This is a genomic window from Fictibacillus barbaricus (assembly GCF_031457135.1).
Taxonomy (GTDB): domain Bacteria; phylum Bacillota; class Bacilli; order Bacillales; family Fictibacillaceae; genus Fictibacillus; species Fictibacillus barbaricus_A.
Map to the genome: position 1 here is coordinate 36,093 of NZ_JAVDWA010000009.1, position 14,660 is coordinate 50,752.

General features: G+C 39.5%; 18 protein-coding genes. 13 read left to right on the forward strand and 5 right to left on the reverse strand.

The features are described 5' to 3' along the window. Positions 1-47 precede the first annotated feature (47 nt). The 7 genes from J2X07_RS17680 to J2X07_RS17710 all read left to right on the forward strand — a co-directional run bounded on the left by J2X07_RS17680 (position 48) and on the right by J2X07_RS17710 (position 6,252). The gene (locus J2X07_RS17680) at positions 48-1,235 is read left to right on the forward strand and encodes a branched-chain amino acid ABC transporter substrate-binding protein (protein WP_396194592.1); all 1,188 of its coding nucleotides are present in this window, start codon (positions 48-50) and stop codon (positions 1,233-1,235) included. 93 nt (positions 1,236-1,328) lie between these two features. After that, positions 1,329-2,315: a branched-chain amino acid ABC transporter permease gene (locus J2X07_RS17685; RefSeq protein WP_310261824.1), complete on the forward strand. Its 987-nt coding sequence runs from the start codon at positions 1,329-1,331 to the stop codon at positions 2,313-2,315. Positions 2,316-2,325: 10 nt separating this feature from the next. Beyond that, positions 2,326-3,615, forward strand: coding sequence for a branched-chain amino acid ABC transporter permease (locus tag J2X07_RS17690; protein WP_310261826.1), 1,290 nt, complete (start codon positions 2,326-2,328; stop codon positions 3,613-3,615). Positions 3,616-3,627: 12 nt separating this feature from the next. After that, positions 3,628-4,404: an ABC transporter ATP-binding protein gene (locus J2X07_RS17695; RefSeq protein ID WP_310261828.1), complete on the forward strand. Its 777-nt coding sequence runs from the start codon at positions 3,628-3,630 to the stop codon at positions 4,402-4,404. A gap of 11 nt (positions 4,405-4,415) precedes the next feature. Then, positions 4,416-5,123, forward strand: coding sequence for an ABC transporter ATP-binding protein (locus J2X07_RS17700; protein ID WP_310261831.1), 708 nt, complete (start codon positions 4,416-4,418; stop codon positions 5,121-5,123). A gap of 205 nt (positions 5,124-5,328) precedes the next feature. Further along, positions 5,329-5,799, forward strand: coding sequence for a low molecular weight protein-tyrosine-phosphatase (locus tag J2X07_RS17705; protein ID WP_310261998.1), 471 nt, complete (start codon positions 5,329-5,331; stop codon positions 5,797-5,799). Positions 5,800-5,826: 27 nt separating this feature from the next. Then, positions 5,827-6,252 carry a GNAT family N-acetyltransferase gene (locus J2X07_RS17710; RefSeq protein ID WP_310261834.1) on the forward strand — a complete coding sequence of 142 codons (426 nt, stop codon included), beginning with the start codon at positions 5,827-5,829 and terminating at the stop codon, positions 6,250-6,252. Between the two features lie 219 nt (positions 6,253-6,471). Here J2X07_RS17710 and J2X07_RS17715 read toward each other — a convergent pair whose 3' ends face one another. Then, positions 6,472-6,726, reverse strand: a complete 255-nt coding sequence (locus J2X07_RS17715; protein ID WP_310261837.1) for a GlsB/YeaQ/YmgE family stress response membrane protein — start codon at positions 6,724-6,726, stop codon at positions 6,472-6,474. 169 nt (positions 6,727-6,895) lie between these two features. Between J2X07_RS17715 and J2X07_RS17720 the strand changes: the two genes are divergently transcribed. The 3 genes from J2X07_RS17720 to J2X07_RS17730 all read left to right on the forward strand — a co-directional run bounded on the left by J2X07_RS17720 (position 6,896) and on the right by J2X07_RS17730 (position 9,197). Further along, entirely contained in the window at positions 6,896-7,771 is an 876-nt protein-coding gene (locus J2X07_RS17720; RefSeq protein WP_310261840.1) for a YihY/virulence factor BrkB family protein, read from the forward strand. 266 nt (positions 7,772-8,037) lie between these two features. Then, the gene (locus J2X07_RS17725; RefSeq protein WP_310261843.1) at positions 8,038-8,634 is read left to right on the forward strand and encodes a DedA family protein; all 597 of its coding nucleotides are present in this window, start codon (positions 8,038-8,040) and stop codon (positions 8,632-8,634) included. Between the two features lie 92 nt (positions 8,635-8,726). Continuing rightward, a complete protein-coding gene (locus J2X07_RS17730; protein ID WP_310261845.1) occupies positions 8,727-9,197 on the forward strand; it encodes a VanZ family protein in 471 nt (156 codons plus the stop codon). A gap of 85 nt (positions 9,198-9,282) precedes the next feature. Here J2X07_RS17730 and J2X07_RS17735 read toward each other — a convergent pair whose 3' ends face one another. Both J2X07_RS17735 and J2X07_RS17740 read right to left on the reverse strand, forming a co-directional pair. Then, on the reverse strand, positions 9,283-9,732 hold the full coding sequence (locus J2X07_RS17735) for a TlpA disulfide reductase family protein (protein WP_310261849.1): 450 nt from the start codon (positions 9,730-9,732) through the stop codon (positions 9,283-9,285). A 121-nt stretch (positions 9,733-9,853) separates the two neighbouring features. Continuing rightward, positions 9,854-11,032 (reverse strand): MFS transporter, encoded by a 1,179-nt coding sequence (locus tag J2X07_RS17740; RefSeq protein WP_310261851.1) that lies wholly within the window; start codon positions 11,030-11,032, stop codon positions 9,854-9,856. Positions 11,033-11,120: 88 nt separating this feature from the next. On the opposite strand from J2X07_RS17740, the gene J2X07_RS17745 reads away from it, so the two are divergent. Continuing rightward, a complete protein-coding gene (locus J2X07_RS17745; RefSeq protein ID WP_310261854.1) occupies positions 11,121-11,504 on the forward strand; it encodes an OsmC family protein in 384 nt (127 codons plus the stop codon). A 332-nt stretch (positions 11,505-11,836) separates the two neighbouring features. Further along, positions 11,837-12,673, forward strand: coding sequence for a YfkD famly protein (locus tag J2X07_RS17750; protein WP_310261857.1), 837 nt, complete (start codon positions 11,837-11,839; stop codon positions 12,671-12,673). A gap of 32 nt (positions 12,674-12,705) precedes the next feature. Here the strand turns inward: J2X07_RS17750 and J2X07_RS17755 are convergent, their stop codons facing one another. Then, the gene (locus J2X07_RS17755; protein ID WP_310261860.1) at positions 12,706-13,035 is read right to left on the reverse strand and encodes a winged helix-turn-helix transcriptional regulator; all 330 of its coding nucleotides are present in this window, start codon (positions 13,033-13,035) and stop codon (positions 12,706-12,708) included. A 100-nt stretch (positions 13,036-13,135) separates the two neighbouring features. Then, the gene (gene yfkAB / locus J2X07_RS17760; RefSeq protein ID WP_310261863.1) at positions 13,136-14,254 is read right to left on the reverse strand and encodes a radical SAM/CxCxxxxC motif protein YfkAB; all 1,119 of its coding nucleotides are present in this window, start codon (positions 14,252-14,254) and stop codon (positions 13,136-13,138) included. A gap of 133 nt (positions 14,255-14,387) precedes the next feature. Here yfkAB and J2X07_RS17765 point away from each other — a divergent pair, with 133 nt between their 5' ends. Then, on the forward strand, positions 14,388-14,579 hold the full coding sequence (locus tag J2X07_RS17765; RefSeq protein ID WP_310261865.1) for an SE1561 family protein: 192 nt from the start codon (positions 14,388-14,390) through the stop codon (positions 14,577-14,579). The last annotated feature ends 81 nt before the right edge of the window (positions 14,580-14,660 follow it).

Sequence of the window (14,660 nt, forward strand, 5' to 3'; positions counted from 1 at the left end):
AGTAGCAATTATCTAAATTTTCTAACAAGGGGGATTTCTACGTGGGGATGAAAAGAGGGTTAAAAGTATTAGCAGCTTCTGCTTTATCTTTAGGTCTTTTAGCAGGCTGTAATGCGTCAGGCGGTTCTGGGAGCAGCGGTGGAGGCAGCGGGAAAGTGATTAAGATCGCTACACAAACTCCGTTATCTGGAGGAAGTGCAACACTCGGTGAATCTATTAAATTAGGTGCACAGCTTGCATTAGAAGAGAATAAAGACAAATTTGATAAATTAGGATATAAGCTGCAGCTTGTTCCTTACGATGATCAGGGTGACCCGAAAAAAGGTGTAGCTAATGCTAACATTATCGGCTCTGACAAGGCAATTTTAGGAGTTGTCGGTCACTTGAATTCAGGTGTATCTATCCCTTCATCTGAAGTTTATGAAAAATACAAAGTGCCAATGGTTTCTCCAGCAAATACGGCTACCGAAGTTACGGATCGCGGACTTAAAACGGTAAATCGTATCTGTGCACGGGATGATTTCCAAGGACCTGCTGGGGCAGATTATGCTATCAACAAGCTGGGAGCAAAGAAAATCTTTGTTGTTCAAGATAAAACAGCTTACGGTACAGGTCTTGCGGATGCCTTCAAAAAAGCAGCTGAAGATGCCGGTGCTGAAGTAGTCGGCTATGAAGGAATCACGGTTGGAGAAAAAGACTTTAATGGTGTTCTTACGCAAGTATTATCCAAAAAGCCTGATTTAGTATTCTTTGGCGGACTTTATACAGAGGGCGGCCAATTAATCAGACAAGCTCGTGATAAAGGCATTGACATCCCATTCATGGGCGGAGATGGAATGGACTCTTCTACTTTAGTTGAAATCGCTGGTGATGCAGTTAAGAACGTTTACTATACTTCAGTAGCGGCTGATGCTAGCAAAACATCTGAAGGACAAGCATTCTCTACTAAGTATAAAGAAAAATTCAATAAGAACGTCGAGTCTTATTCTGCTTATGGCTATGATTCCATGAGCGTTCTACTAAAAGGTCTTGAAGCAGCGATTAAAGGAAATGATGGAAAGCTGCCAGCTCGTGAAAAGGTAACAGAAGAAGTTCGTAAAGTACAAGACTTCCAAGGTGTCGTAACAAAAGTTGGTTTTGATGATAAGGGGGATAACAAGTACGCGAAAGTTTATATTTATAAATTCAGCGAACCTAAATATCCTGGTGTTCAAGACGGCGAAATTAGTAAGTAAACCGATGTTTACACGAGAGGGAGTGACCCTAATGGCCATCTCCCTCTTCTTTTTTCCGTACATACATCCTAGTTGTGAAAGAGAGGAAAAGTTATGTTAGCTGACATTTTGCACTCCCTGCCTCAAGTGCTTGTTGATGGTCTGGCACTTGGCGCTATTTATGCAGTTATTGCACTTGGATATACGATGGTTTATGGAATTCTTGAACTGATCAATTTTGCTCATGGTGAAATTTTTATGACAGGAGCGTTCATTGGTGTTGCCATGCTTATTCTGATGACAGGGATGGGGTGGATTGCCTCGATGCCTGCAATCCTTGCTTTAATCCTTGTATTAATCGCCACTTCCATTTTAACGGGGTTCATGGGAGTCGGAATCGAACGGCTGGCATACAGGCCGTTAAGGAATTCACCTAAGCTCATTACGTTAATTTCAGCAATCGGCGTTTCTTTTTTGCTTCAGGATTTGGTTCGTTTTATTACTGAATATAAGCGCGGCAATTATATTTTAACAGGTCCATCGATGTTTACTGAGAAATTCACGATTAAGTTTTCCAGTCTTTCTTCAAGTTTCAGCGATGCTTTTTTTAAGACTTCAACTTTAATTCTTGTTGTTGCTGTCGTCATTATGATGATCGGCCTGGACTTTTTCGTAAATAAGACAAAATGGGGAATGGCGATGAGAGCTGTCGCTCAAGACCGTGAGACAGCATCACTCATGTCAATCAACGTAAATAAAGTCATTTCATTAACTTTCTTTATCGGGTCTGCACTTGGCGGAGCTACTGGCGTCCTATTTGCAGTACAGTATGGAACGATCGATCCGTATATTGGATTTATTTTAGGGTTAAAAGCTTTTACAGCTGCAGTATTAGGCGGAATCGGAAACATCCGCGGGGCGATGGCTGGTGGTATCATGCTCGGTCTCTTAGAAATGTTCGCGGCATCTAACCTTAAGCTTCTTACTGGCGGCGTTTTCGGTGCAGAGTATAAAGATGTTTTTGCATTTGCCATCTTAATCGTTGTTCTTATTTTCAAACCAGAAGGACTGTTTGGAAAAGCAGTTACAGAGAAAGTGTAGGTGAAAATCCATGCAAAAGCTGACTAGTAAACTAAAAGGAAATAAAATGGCACAGGTCATTTTGCTCGTGCTTTATGTATTGGTAACTTCACTGAGTTTGTACTTGGCACAGGCGTCTGTCACCGCATTTCTGCTCCTGCTTTTCTCGTTATTATTGCTTTACTATACGGATCTATCAAACCGGTTAAAATGGGTAATCGCCGGCGTGGTGCTCGTTGGGGTCATACCTTTTGTTGCAAGTACGGGACCGAGTTATCAGTCTTACATGGAAGTTGCTACAGTGGTAGGAATCTATGTGGCGATGGCTCTTGGGCTTAACATTGTAGTGGGGCTGGCGGGACTTTTAGATCTTGGATTTGTTGCCTTTTTTGCAATCGGAGCTTACACGTATGGTATTTTCGCAACCGGTCAAGCAGCGAATTTTATGCCGTTTGGAACGTTTCCTTTATCAGGCGGGACCTTTTGGATTTTTATTCTGATCGGCTGTTTTATTGCTGCGCTTTTCGGAATTTTATTAGGTATTCCTGTTCTTCGTGTAAAAGGGGATTACCTGGCGATTGTTACACTAGGATTCGGGGAAATCATCAGGATTGTTTTTAATAACCTTGATAAGCCAGTAAATATTACGAACGGAGCAATGGGTTTAGCTTCGGTTCAGCCACCTGAAATTTTTGGTTTTCAATTTATTTATCCTAATCAGTTTTACTATATTGTGCTGGGGATTCTTCTCTTTGTCATTCTTGCTGTGAGAAGGTTCGAGTTTTCAAAAATCGGCCGCTCCTGGAAAGCTGTAAGAGAAAACGAGATTGCTGCACAATCAATGGGCATCCATTTAGTGCGTACAAAGCTTTTGGCATTTGCGATCGGTGCCTCTTTTTCTGGAATGATGGGCGTAGTATTCGCGGCAAAACAAACGTTTGTTGATCCTACGAGCTTCACTTTGCTAGAATCGATCACGATTCTTGTAATGGTTATCCTTGGGGGAATGGGCAGTGTACCTGGAGTTATTCTCGGTGCTGCCGTCGTTACAATTCTTAATCTGCAAGTCCTGACTGAAGTAACAAATTATTTGAACCAGTTAAACATGGACGGCGTGATCAGCTTCCCGGAAGCACTGGCACCTGCTAAGATGCAGCGCTTTATCTTTGGAGCAATCTTAATCATATTCGCGATCTATCGTCCTCAAGGATTGATTCCTGCAAAAAATCCTGTTTTCGATGAAAATGCTTTAAAAGAAGGCGCGAAAAACCATCGGAAAGAGAAAATTACAATCGATCAAGATAAGGGATTTCAAGCTTAGGAGGGCGTGGCAATGTCGATTTTAACAGTTAGTAATCTATACAAACAGTTTGGCGGCTTAGTAGCAGTCAATTCAGTCGATATGACAGTAGAAAAAGGATCGATTACCGCTGTAATCGGTCCGAACGGAGCAGGTAAAACAACATTTTTTAACTTGATCACGGGTGTGTATGAGCCGGATAAAGGAAATGTACAGTTAGGCTCCAAATCATTGATCGGATTAAAGCCTCATGAAATCTCGAGACAGGGTATCGCACGTACGTTTCAAAATATCCGCCTTTTTTCAAACATTACCGTTCTGGAAAATGTAATGGTAGGACTTCACAAGCAGTTAAAAGCAGGGATCGTTACGACGTTATTTCAAACAAAAGGTGTTCGTGAAGAAGAAAAACGTGCTCAGGAAGAAGCGTATCACTGGCTGGAATATGTAGGTCTTGCACGTCATTTAAATGAAGATGCACAAAATCTTTCATATGGTGCACAGCGGAGACTGGAAATCGCTCGTGCGCTCGCAACTAATCCCAAGCTGCTGCTTCTGGATGAGCCTGCAGCTGGAATGAATCCGAGAGAAACAAGAGAATTAACCGAGTTTATCCACCGTATGAGAGAAGAGCTGGACGTAACCATTGTTTTGATCGAGCATGATATGAAGCTCGTCATGGAAATTTCAGAGCATATTGTCGTCTTGGATCACGGGGAAAAAATTGCTGAAGGCAAACCTGCTGAAATCAGGAATAATGTAAAAGTAATCGAAGCTTATCTTGGAAAAAGTGCAGTAACACCAGCGTAAGGAGGAGAACGATGAGTATTTTACAATTAAATGATGTTAATACATTCTACGGTGGAATTCATGCGCTAAAGGGGATTAGTCTTAAGGTTGAAAAAGGTGAAATCGTGACGCTTATCGGCTGTAACGGCGCAGGGAAATCAACAACTTTAAAAACGATAAGCGGCCAAGTGATTCCGAAAACCGGAACAGTATTATATGAAGATAAAAATATATCTAAACAGCCCGCTCATATTACTGCGCAGACTGGGATCGCCCACGTACCGGAAGGACGAAGAATTTTTCCAAAACTGACTGTAAAAGAAAACCTTGAAATGGGAGCTTTTGCGATAAAGGACAAAAAAGACATTAAAGAAAGCATGGATCGCGTTTTTGAATATTTTCCAAGACTTCATGAAAGGCTTACTCAAAAAGGCGGAACTATGAGCGGCGGTGAACAGCAAATGCTGGCGATGGGCCGCGCCTTAATGTCTAAACCGCGTTTATTATTGCTGGATGAACCTTCAATGGGTCTGGCACCTGTAATTGTGGAACAGATTTTTGATATTATCAGTGATCTTAATAAAGAAGGAATGACCATTCTTTTAGTCGAACAAAATGCTTATCAGGCCTTGCAGGTTGCTCATCGCGGATATGTAATACAGACGGGTGAAATTGTAATGACAGGGCTGGGAGCAGATTTGATTAAAAATGATCAGGTCCGGGAAGCATATCTCGCCTAAATCTGCAGAAAATAACCTGGCTATAACAGCTCAGGTTATTTTTTTTAGGGCTGACAGTTAAAATATGTTACCCGCGGAAAGCGAGTGACCTGGAGCGGAAATCAACAACTTTCATAAAAAAACTAAAAAAAATCCGGCATCATCTTCTTTTAAAATGACTGAAATTGTAATACCTTTAATAGGAATAAGAAGGGGGGGTGTAATGATGGTAAAAGTACTCTTTGTATGTTTAGGAAACATATGTCGTTCTCCGATGGCTGAAGCGATTTTTCGTAATCTGGTGAAAAGAGAAGGACTTGAAGATGCTATATCGATTGACTCTGCAGGTACAGGGAACTGGCACGCGGGTGAGCCTCCTCACGAGGGAACAAGAAATATTTTGACTCAGAACGAAATTTCGTTTGAAGGTCAAAAGGCACGTCAGATTAAAACAAATGACTTAACTCAGTTTGATTACATTATTGGAATGGACGCTGAAAATATTGGAAACCTACACAGAATGGCCGGTCAATCCAAAACAGGAATGATCGCAAGGCTGATGGATTTTGTTCCGGATTACGAAAGTGAAGATGTACCTGATCCCTATTTTACAGGTAATTTTCATGAAGTATATGAAATGGTCAGAGCAGGATGTGAGAGGCTGCTTGTAGAAATAAAAAATCGAGAATCGCTTTAATAATCGCATTACATCGGAGGACAATTGATGGGAGAGATTAGACAGTTATCAATGGAGCATGAAATTCGGGCAGCATTTCCTGTAATGAGCCAGCTTCGTACTCATCTTTCTGAAGCTTTATTTTATGAAATGTTTCAGCAAATGCAAAAAGAAGGCTATACATTAATCGCCAATTATCATAACGAGAAAATAGTGGCTCTTGCAGGATTTGCGATGCTGACGAACTTTTATGATGGAAAACATGTTTATTTGTATGATCTTATTACGGATGCTCAAGAAAGATCGAGAGGTTATGGAGAAGAGCTGCTGGCTTTTATCGAATCCTTTGCGGTACAGAACAATTGCAATGGTGTCACATTAAGCTCCAACATTGAGCGTGTGGATGCACATCGCTTCTATGAACAAAAAATGCATTATGATAAGCCGAGTTACGTATTTAAAAAGCGATTTTAATTTTTTATTTGGAAAAAAGGCCCTGTTGAAGCGGGAAATCCGCTTTCTCAGAGCGTTTTTACTGTTTAAAGCTGCGAGTTCCGCGAGATTTATACTCGCTGAACGCGCCATACGAAAAATACGCGCGAAAGGCACTCTCCAAAAAAACCTCATCACATGCAGCCCTAAGAGAAACAAAAAAACCGCCCCTATATGGGACGGTTTTTTGTATTCAATGTATTAAGCACGGCTACGCATACTGCGCATAATCCAGCTTACGATAAGTACAACTACGATTGCTCCGATAATAGCTGGAATAATTGCAAATCCTGCTACTGTAGGACCCCAGTCACCAAGTACAAGTCCACCTAACCATGCACCAACGAAACCAGCGATAATGTTACCGATAATACCACCCGGTACGTCACGACCAGTTAAAAGACCGGCTAACCAACCAATAATTCCTCCTATAATAAGTGCCCATAAAAAACTCATTTGAATTTCCTCCTTCATTTTTTTAAAGTTTGGTGTTGCTAATATTGAATTACTTTTAAGTTACCCATTCTCAAAAAATCTAAACAAAAGTGAAAAGAAGTTTTTATAACATTGTTCAAAGGGAATGATAATTGAAACATAAATAAAAGAAGTTAGAGGTGAGAAACCATTGACGTTATGGCATATTCTTAAACACATGAAAGCAAAATCATTTGGGATTGAATTTTTCCACGGATTTAAAAGAGGTGATGTAACAGGTCTTGCAGCACAGCTTGCTTATTACTTTCTACTATCTTTATTTCCTTTCCTTATTTTTTTATTAACACTTGGAGCGTTCTTTATTAAACCTGCTGAGGCACTGGATCTTCTCGAACATTATGTTCCTTCAGATGCGATGGATTCTGTTGGGGAGAATCTGCAGACGGTTTTAGAGGGAAGAAATGGAGGGCTGTTGTCCATTGGGATCATAGCCACTTTATGGTCTGCTTCAAACGCCATTAATGCTGTTATTAAAACACTGAATGAAGCATATGGAGTAGAGGAATGCAGAGGATTTATTAAGACGAGATTGCTCGCCTTATTTTTAACTATCGGAGTCGTGTTTGCTTTTATCGTAGCACTTGTTTTCCCTGTATTTGGTAAAATGCTCGGTAATATTGTTTTTTCATATTTAGGGCTTGATCAGCAATTTATGCAGATCTGGGGAGTTCTAAGGTGGATAATAAGTTTCTTGCTGATTTCTACTGTTGTTTCCGTATTGTATTATTTAGCACCATGTAAGAAGCTTAAATTTACCGAAATTTGGTACGGCTCACTCGTGGCAACATTCTTATGGCAAATTGTATCGTTGGGGTTTGCGTTTTATATTGATCACTTTGGAAATTATTCAGCAACTTATGGCAGTATTGGAGCCATTATTGTATTGATGCTTTGGTTTTACTTAACCGGGCTGGTGCTCCTCTCGGGCGGAGTTCTCAATGCGACTTTCCATAAATACAAAATTGATTTTGCCAAGAAAAGGGGCTTGTTAAAGGCTGAATCGTAGGAAAAGCTAGTAATACCTTTACTTAAGGAGGTATTATTGCCATGGGAAAAAGCAATAAGCAAAATACAAACAAGAGTAAGAACAACAAAAATGAAAGCCAGCACAAGACAAGCAGCAGTGCGAACAAGAAAAATAACTTTCATTAATGATGAAAAGCTGTCCGTTATCGGGCGGCTTTTTTTCTTTTATTGAATCCTTTTTCGTGATTAAACGTATGTGCTATAATGATTTCCGTCATCTTTTTGGACAGATAAGGAGGGGACAAGATGGAAGGAATGATACTCTCATTTGTTGACTTCTTGAAGCAATTTTCTTATTTTGGATTAGTTGCTGCTTTAACATTTGAATTTGTTCCTGCTGAGCTTGTATTGCCGCTTGCGGGATATTGGGTATATGAAGGGGATATGAACTATTGGCTGGCGGTTTTAGCCGGAACAATTGGCGGTACATTTGGCCCGTTAACATTATACGCATTAGGGCGTTATGGAGGAAGACCGTTTTTGATGAAGTACGGCAAATATGTCTTAATCAAAGAAAAAGAAATAGATGCTGCAGACCGTTTTTTTGAAAAGTACGGGGCAGGCGTCGCGTTTTTTGGCCGATTTCTTCCTGGCGTCAGGACTACCATTTCGATACCGTGCGGGATGGCTAAAATGAATGTTTGGGCATTCTCTATGTATACTTTTATTGCGATGCTTCCAATCACGGCATTTTATGTTTATCTTGGCCAAAAGTTCGGACCGAATTGGAAAAGCGTAGGAGCGAGGTCTGAGGAGTATATGCTGCCAGTGGCTGCAGTCATTGTTGTTTCAGTTGTACTATTTATTTTATTTAAGAAAACGAGAAAGAAATTGGCTTCATAATTAATAAGAATTTCCTGTATCTCATAAAAACTTTACATGGTAAACTATATAAGGCGTTAATGGAAATTTTTATTTAAAGGCAGGAGAAGGCAGTGAACTCGAAAAGAATAAGACGTATTTTTAGCATTTTCGGTGCACTGGTTTTTGCTGTGTACTTTGCCATTCTTATCTATGTCACACTATTCACGTTTAACCATTATGTATACGGAAAATCGGCAAACCTAGTATTGTTTGATAGCATCCGTCTGATGTGGAGAAGCGGAGATTACTGGCTAATATTTAAGAATGTGATCGGAAATGTATTATTATTCTTTCCGCTCGGAATGCTGCTGCCATTAGTATTTCGTTTCTTTAATTCGTGGCGTGTCATGTTTGTCATCGGATTTGGTACAAGTTTTGTAATTGAGTACCTGCAGTATGAATATGCACAGCGGATTTTTGATATCGACGACATATTACTAAATGGTTTTGGAGCGTTAGTGGGATTGATCCTTTATAAAGTTTTTGCGTTTATGTTTAGATTAATCGAACGCAATCTCTTCAAACGAAAAAAGAAAAAATAAACACCGGGGTGCAGTTGCTCCCGGTGTTTTTGTATGTTGGTAATGATTCAAATCTCTTACTTCACCAACCATTTTTTTTGGGGATTTATTTCGTTTCCTTGCCTAGTACGCGATTAACACGCTTTGTCAACATTTTCATACCATCTCCGCCTGCTTGGAAATGGCGCAGTTTTCCTTCAGCATCAAATACATAATAAGCAGGTACATATTCATTTTCAAAGGCGTCAGTTAATGTATGATCGTTATCGACAAAGATAGGCTGAGTAATATCATGTTCACCAGCCACTTCTTTTACTTGTTCAATGTCTAAATCTTTTTCTGAACGAGGCATGTGAACGGCAATGACATTAAGTTCATCTTTAAAATCGTCGCGGAATTTATTGATGTTCGGCATGGCTTCTTTACATAAACCGCAGCTTACTGACCAAAAGTGAACTAATGTAGGTTTGTCCCCAATAAGATCACTTTTGTTTACTTCTCCATTGATCCACTCCGTAGCACCATTAAACTCAGGCATATCTGCACGTAATCTCATCAAATCGCTCCTTATTATCTAAAATAGTAAAAATTTCAGCTACTTCTAGTTTAAAGATTGAGCTATTAAAGTCAAAATTCCTGCTTTTATAATATGAGTTAAAACAAGAAAATTATTGTATTTAAGCTGTTTTTGTTTGAAGTTTCTCTTTTGTTTCAGCTTTTATAAACAAAATGGGAAGGCTGAGGACAAATAACATTCCGCAAATTGAAAATACAAAAGCACCTTCATGAAATAAATTAATAAAACTGCCCCCGATTAATGGTCCTGCCATGCTCCCTATACTAAAGCTGATTCCTGCTAAAATATTTCCAGCCGGCAAATCATATTTCGGCAGCAGATCACTCATGTAGGCGATGCCCATCGAAAACATTGAACCTGTAAACATTCCGGATAAAAAGAAAAGTGAAAAAAGCAGCCAGAACGATTGCAACGCCCAAAATGTACCTAAGAACGAGAAAAAACCAAACAGGAATGAGAAAATGAGAATCGGTTTACGCCCCATCTTATCGCTTAAAATACCAAGCGGAAGCTGAAACAATAGACCGCCTAATACAAATGCAGGCAGAACTGCAGCTACCCAGTCAAGACTGATTCCGTTACGAAGAGCGAATACAGGAAATGAGCCGTGGAGAGTAGATTCCAGAAATCCATAGGCAAAAGGCGGAAGTAAAGATACCCACCCAATTTTAATTACTTTCTTATATCTGGATAAAGCCGTGATGCCCGCTGATTTCGCTGTAATTGTCTCAGGCTTTTCATTGCGGATAGAAGTCATTAACAAAAAGGATAGGAAACAAAGTCCTGCTGCAAGCCAGAATGGAAGGTTGGCATTTACTTCTAGCAGCTTAGTCATTAAAGGGCCAATTCCAAATCCTGCCCCGAATGCAATACCATAAATAGAAATGTTGCGTCCGCGTTTATCATCAGGACTATTTGACGTAATCCATGTCTGCGTTGAAAAATGCAGCATATGATCTCCGATTCCGATGATCAGCCTTAAGACAAACCAAAACCAGAATACTTTCCAAAATGGAAATAAGAAAAAACTTAAAATGACCGCAACCAATCCAATAAGGATAAGTGGTTTGTATCCAAATTTCCGAAGCGGTTTTTCGATAAAAGGTGAAGCCAATAAAATACCTATATATAAAGCTGTCGCATGAAATCCGTTCAATGAAGCGGATGTTCCACTCTGCTCAAAAATGACTGCAATTAAAGGAAGCAGCATTCCTTGTGCAAAACCAGATATAAAAACAATGCTGACTAAAACTGAAAATTTATACGTTGAAAGCTGCATGAGCATCTCCTTTTCAAATCAAACTACAGCTATTGTACAATGAATGGTAATTAAATTTGAACAAAAGTTTTTATTCTGGAGGCTGACGATGAATTTTAAAATGAAAGAAAACGGCTTTGAAACAACATTTGAATATGGAACACTTCAAATAAGCGGCAATGAGGATTACGGATTCAGACCTTATCAATTACTTGTTTCTTCTGTAGCGGTCTGCAGCGGGGGAGTATTGCGCAAAGTATTAGAGAGAATGCGTCTGCCGTTCGATGATATACAAGTTTCTGCTGATGTAAAACGAGATGAAAAGGAAGCGAATAAAGTGACACATATTCATCTTCATTTTACGATTGCGGGCAAAGAGTTAACGAATGAAAAAGTAGAGAAAGCATTGGTAGTTACTCGGAAAAACTGTTCAATGGTTCAATCAGTTAAAGACAGTATCGAAATTACGGAAAGCTTTGAAATCAAATCTTAATGAAAAACACAGAAAAATGCTGGCCCTGGGGAAAATCGAGGGTCAGCATTTTTTATTTGGCAGGGATGGACATGTAAGTTTTGAGCTAATCTTTTTTCAGGGTTTAAAATGGGATTTTCCTGAATGATCATCTGTTTTTACAGGTTATTAATTCGCTTTTACGGGATAAGCTTTATTTTTTTCAGGTTGTTAACAGAAATGTGCAGCTCAGGTGAAACGAGCTTTATTTGTCAGGATTAATAAATCCATTTCCAACAATACCCGAGCTAAAGTGGCTGGATGGAGAGGATAAATTTTAACGGAAAGAAAAAAATAGGGGAAAGGAGGATTTTATGAAAAAGAGAATTTTTATTATTATTTTCGTTATGCTATTCGCGTTCGCCAGCCAAGCGATTGCGGCCGAGAAATCTTCGGAAAAACCAAAGCCAGCAGAGAAGGCGCCGGAACAAATCGTAAAACAAGCTGAGATAAAAGTACCGGGAACAGTCGTAAGCATTTCTAAAGAAAACACGTACCCGAATTCAGCACAAGATCTGCCTTACTTGGAGCCAAGCAAGCTTGCAAAGGCAATGCTGAAAACATCAGAAGTACCGATTACAAACCCAGATTTGATTCGTCTTTTAAATGAATCCAGCATAAATGCTTCAAAAGTAGCTTTTTGGTACCGTGCGAAAATTTACTTAGGTCAGTGGCCGTTGTCGTATCAATCCACTGAAACGACTGTTAACTGGGAGCATCAGCAAATCAATATGAATCGGTTAGACAATCGCGGTGCTAAAGCAGTCGCTAGATTGTCTTACAATCAAACGGCGTATAAAAAAGTTTCCGGCGGATTAACTGCTGCGATTCCGAATAGCGAAGCCGTTCAAAAGATGATGCTGATTTCTGCAGCTGAAAAGTCCAGATTGCCTCTTGCTTTTTCTACAGCGGTAGGGGCAGGAACAAAAAAACCGAACACATACCATGTATCTCCGAAGCAGGTAGGGTATTTATATAGTTATGTACCCGCTGTAAATGAAAGAGGACGTGTTACTTACGGTGAAGTTTATATAGTCTTAAAAGGCGGAAAAAGACAAATCCTCGTTCAAAACGTTACACAGCAGGGCATAGGAGCTTGGATTCCGGTACAAGATCACGTATCATTCCGGTTTCATGCAGGAAATATGTAAAAAGGACAGCATTTTTATCTGCTGTCCTTTTTTTATTCGGATGCTGAACAATGGTCAACCCACTGTTCGCTCCACGTTTGAATTTCATTAATAATGGTTTTTAAAGAATTTCCTTTTTCCGTTAATGCATATTCAATACGAACTGGTGTCTCTGGATAAACGGAGCGCTTTACGATTCCAACGGATTCTAATTCTTTCATGCGCTCAGTCAGCATACGGTCACTCATCTCAGGGATCTGTGACTTAATATCTTTAAAACGCTTAGGGCCGCCCATCAAAACACGAATGATGAGTCCTGTCCATTTTTTACCGATTATCTCAATAGCCACTTCATATTTCGGACACATCGTGTTGTAATCCATAAACCCTCACCTCTATATCACAATGCTTAATGACTTTAGTAATTACCGTTAATTATACGTTTTAAACTTACTTTTGTAAAGTTTATAACTTTTTAACGCTTTAAAGCTTTGCTTGTCTAGAGAGGAATGCTGTTTCAGGATAATATGAATGTTTCACGAGTATATTCGGACCGAGACATTTTACAGCAGGACAATGGCAGCTTAATTCTTTCGCTAGTTTAGATTTATTCCACGTTTCATAAGCCTTCAAAAGACTTGTATCTTTTATATTTCCGAGTGGAGGAGCATCACCAAAGTCTGTCACGATAATATCTCCGTCAAAAATATTCAAGTTTAAACGAGACCGTCCATCTGGGTCGTTCCTTACTGTGACATTCTCCTCATTACGCAGCCGATTAAGTAATTTCAAATCTTCTTCATTATCTGAACAAGCATAGAAAGGAAGTGTGCCGAAAAGCATCCACACTTTCTTATCACGGATATCGAGAAGCTTATGAATACTATCCCGCATTTCTTCTAAGCTGATGGATTCGAGTGTACTTGCAAAATCAACAGGATACATCGGATGAATTTCGTGGCGCTGACAGCCCATTTCAAGAATGTGTTTATGTATCTCTTCAAGATAGGGCAGCGTCCTTTTATTCAGCATCGTTTCAGCTGAAACCATTACACCTGCTTTTGTTAAGGCTTGAGTATTTTCGGTAAGGCGAGAAAAATAAGCTTCTCTTTGTTTCAATGTTGGTTTTTTCTCCATCATGGCAAATCCGGTTTCAGAAAACTCCTCCAGTGTTCCCCAGTTATGGGAGATATGAAGGACATCTAAATAGGGAATAATCAACTCATAGCGTGCTAAATCCAAAGTAAGGTTAGAATTGATCTGCGTTCGTGCACCACGTTCTAAAGCATATTTTAAAAGAGGCACCACATAATTTTTTATTGATTTTAAAGACATCATCGGCTCGCCGCCAGTTATACTGAATGCACGAAGATCTGGAATCTCATCAAGTCTTTTAATGATTAATTCTAAAGGCAGCGGCTCAGGGTCCTTTGTTTGCAGGGTATAACCTACTGCACAGTGAGCACATCGCATATTGCAAAGAGTTGTGGTTGTAATCTCTATGTTAGACAGTTTAAGGCTGCTATAAGTCTCCATATCCAAATAAGCTTCCCATGGATCGTGCAATGGGGTTATCGGTTTTTGGTTTAATTTTAATACCATTTTAAATAATCTCCTTCTAGACGAAATGGACATTCTTTATCTTAACTGAACAACTCTTAAAGAAAAAGGATAATGTTGTTGGCAAATTCGTCTTACCTTGTTAAAGTAGAGGGGATGGAAAGGAGAGATCACCATGGGTAACTCTATTCAAGATAAATCCTCTCAAAAGGAATATATAAAAACACGCATCGATTTATTAATGGATGTTTTAGATGCTATTGATGCTGAGACTGCTGGTATCGATGAAATCGACAAAATTATTGGAATGCTGGACGACTTGGAAATGAAGTGTAAGCAATTCCGTCATGACTGGGAAGAACAGTAGAATGAAATCCGTTTCTGTATTAAAGGAACGGGTTTTTTTGTTATACTGTAAGAAAGCATAAAACAAAAAATGTTCACGCTT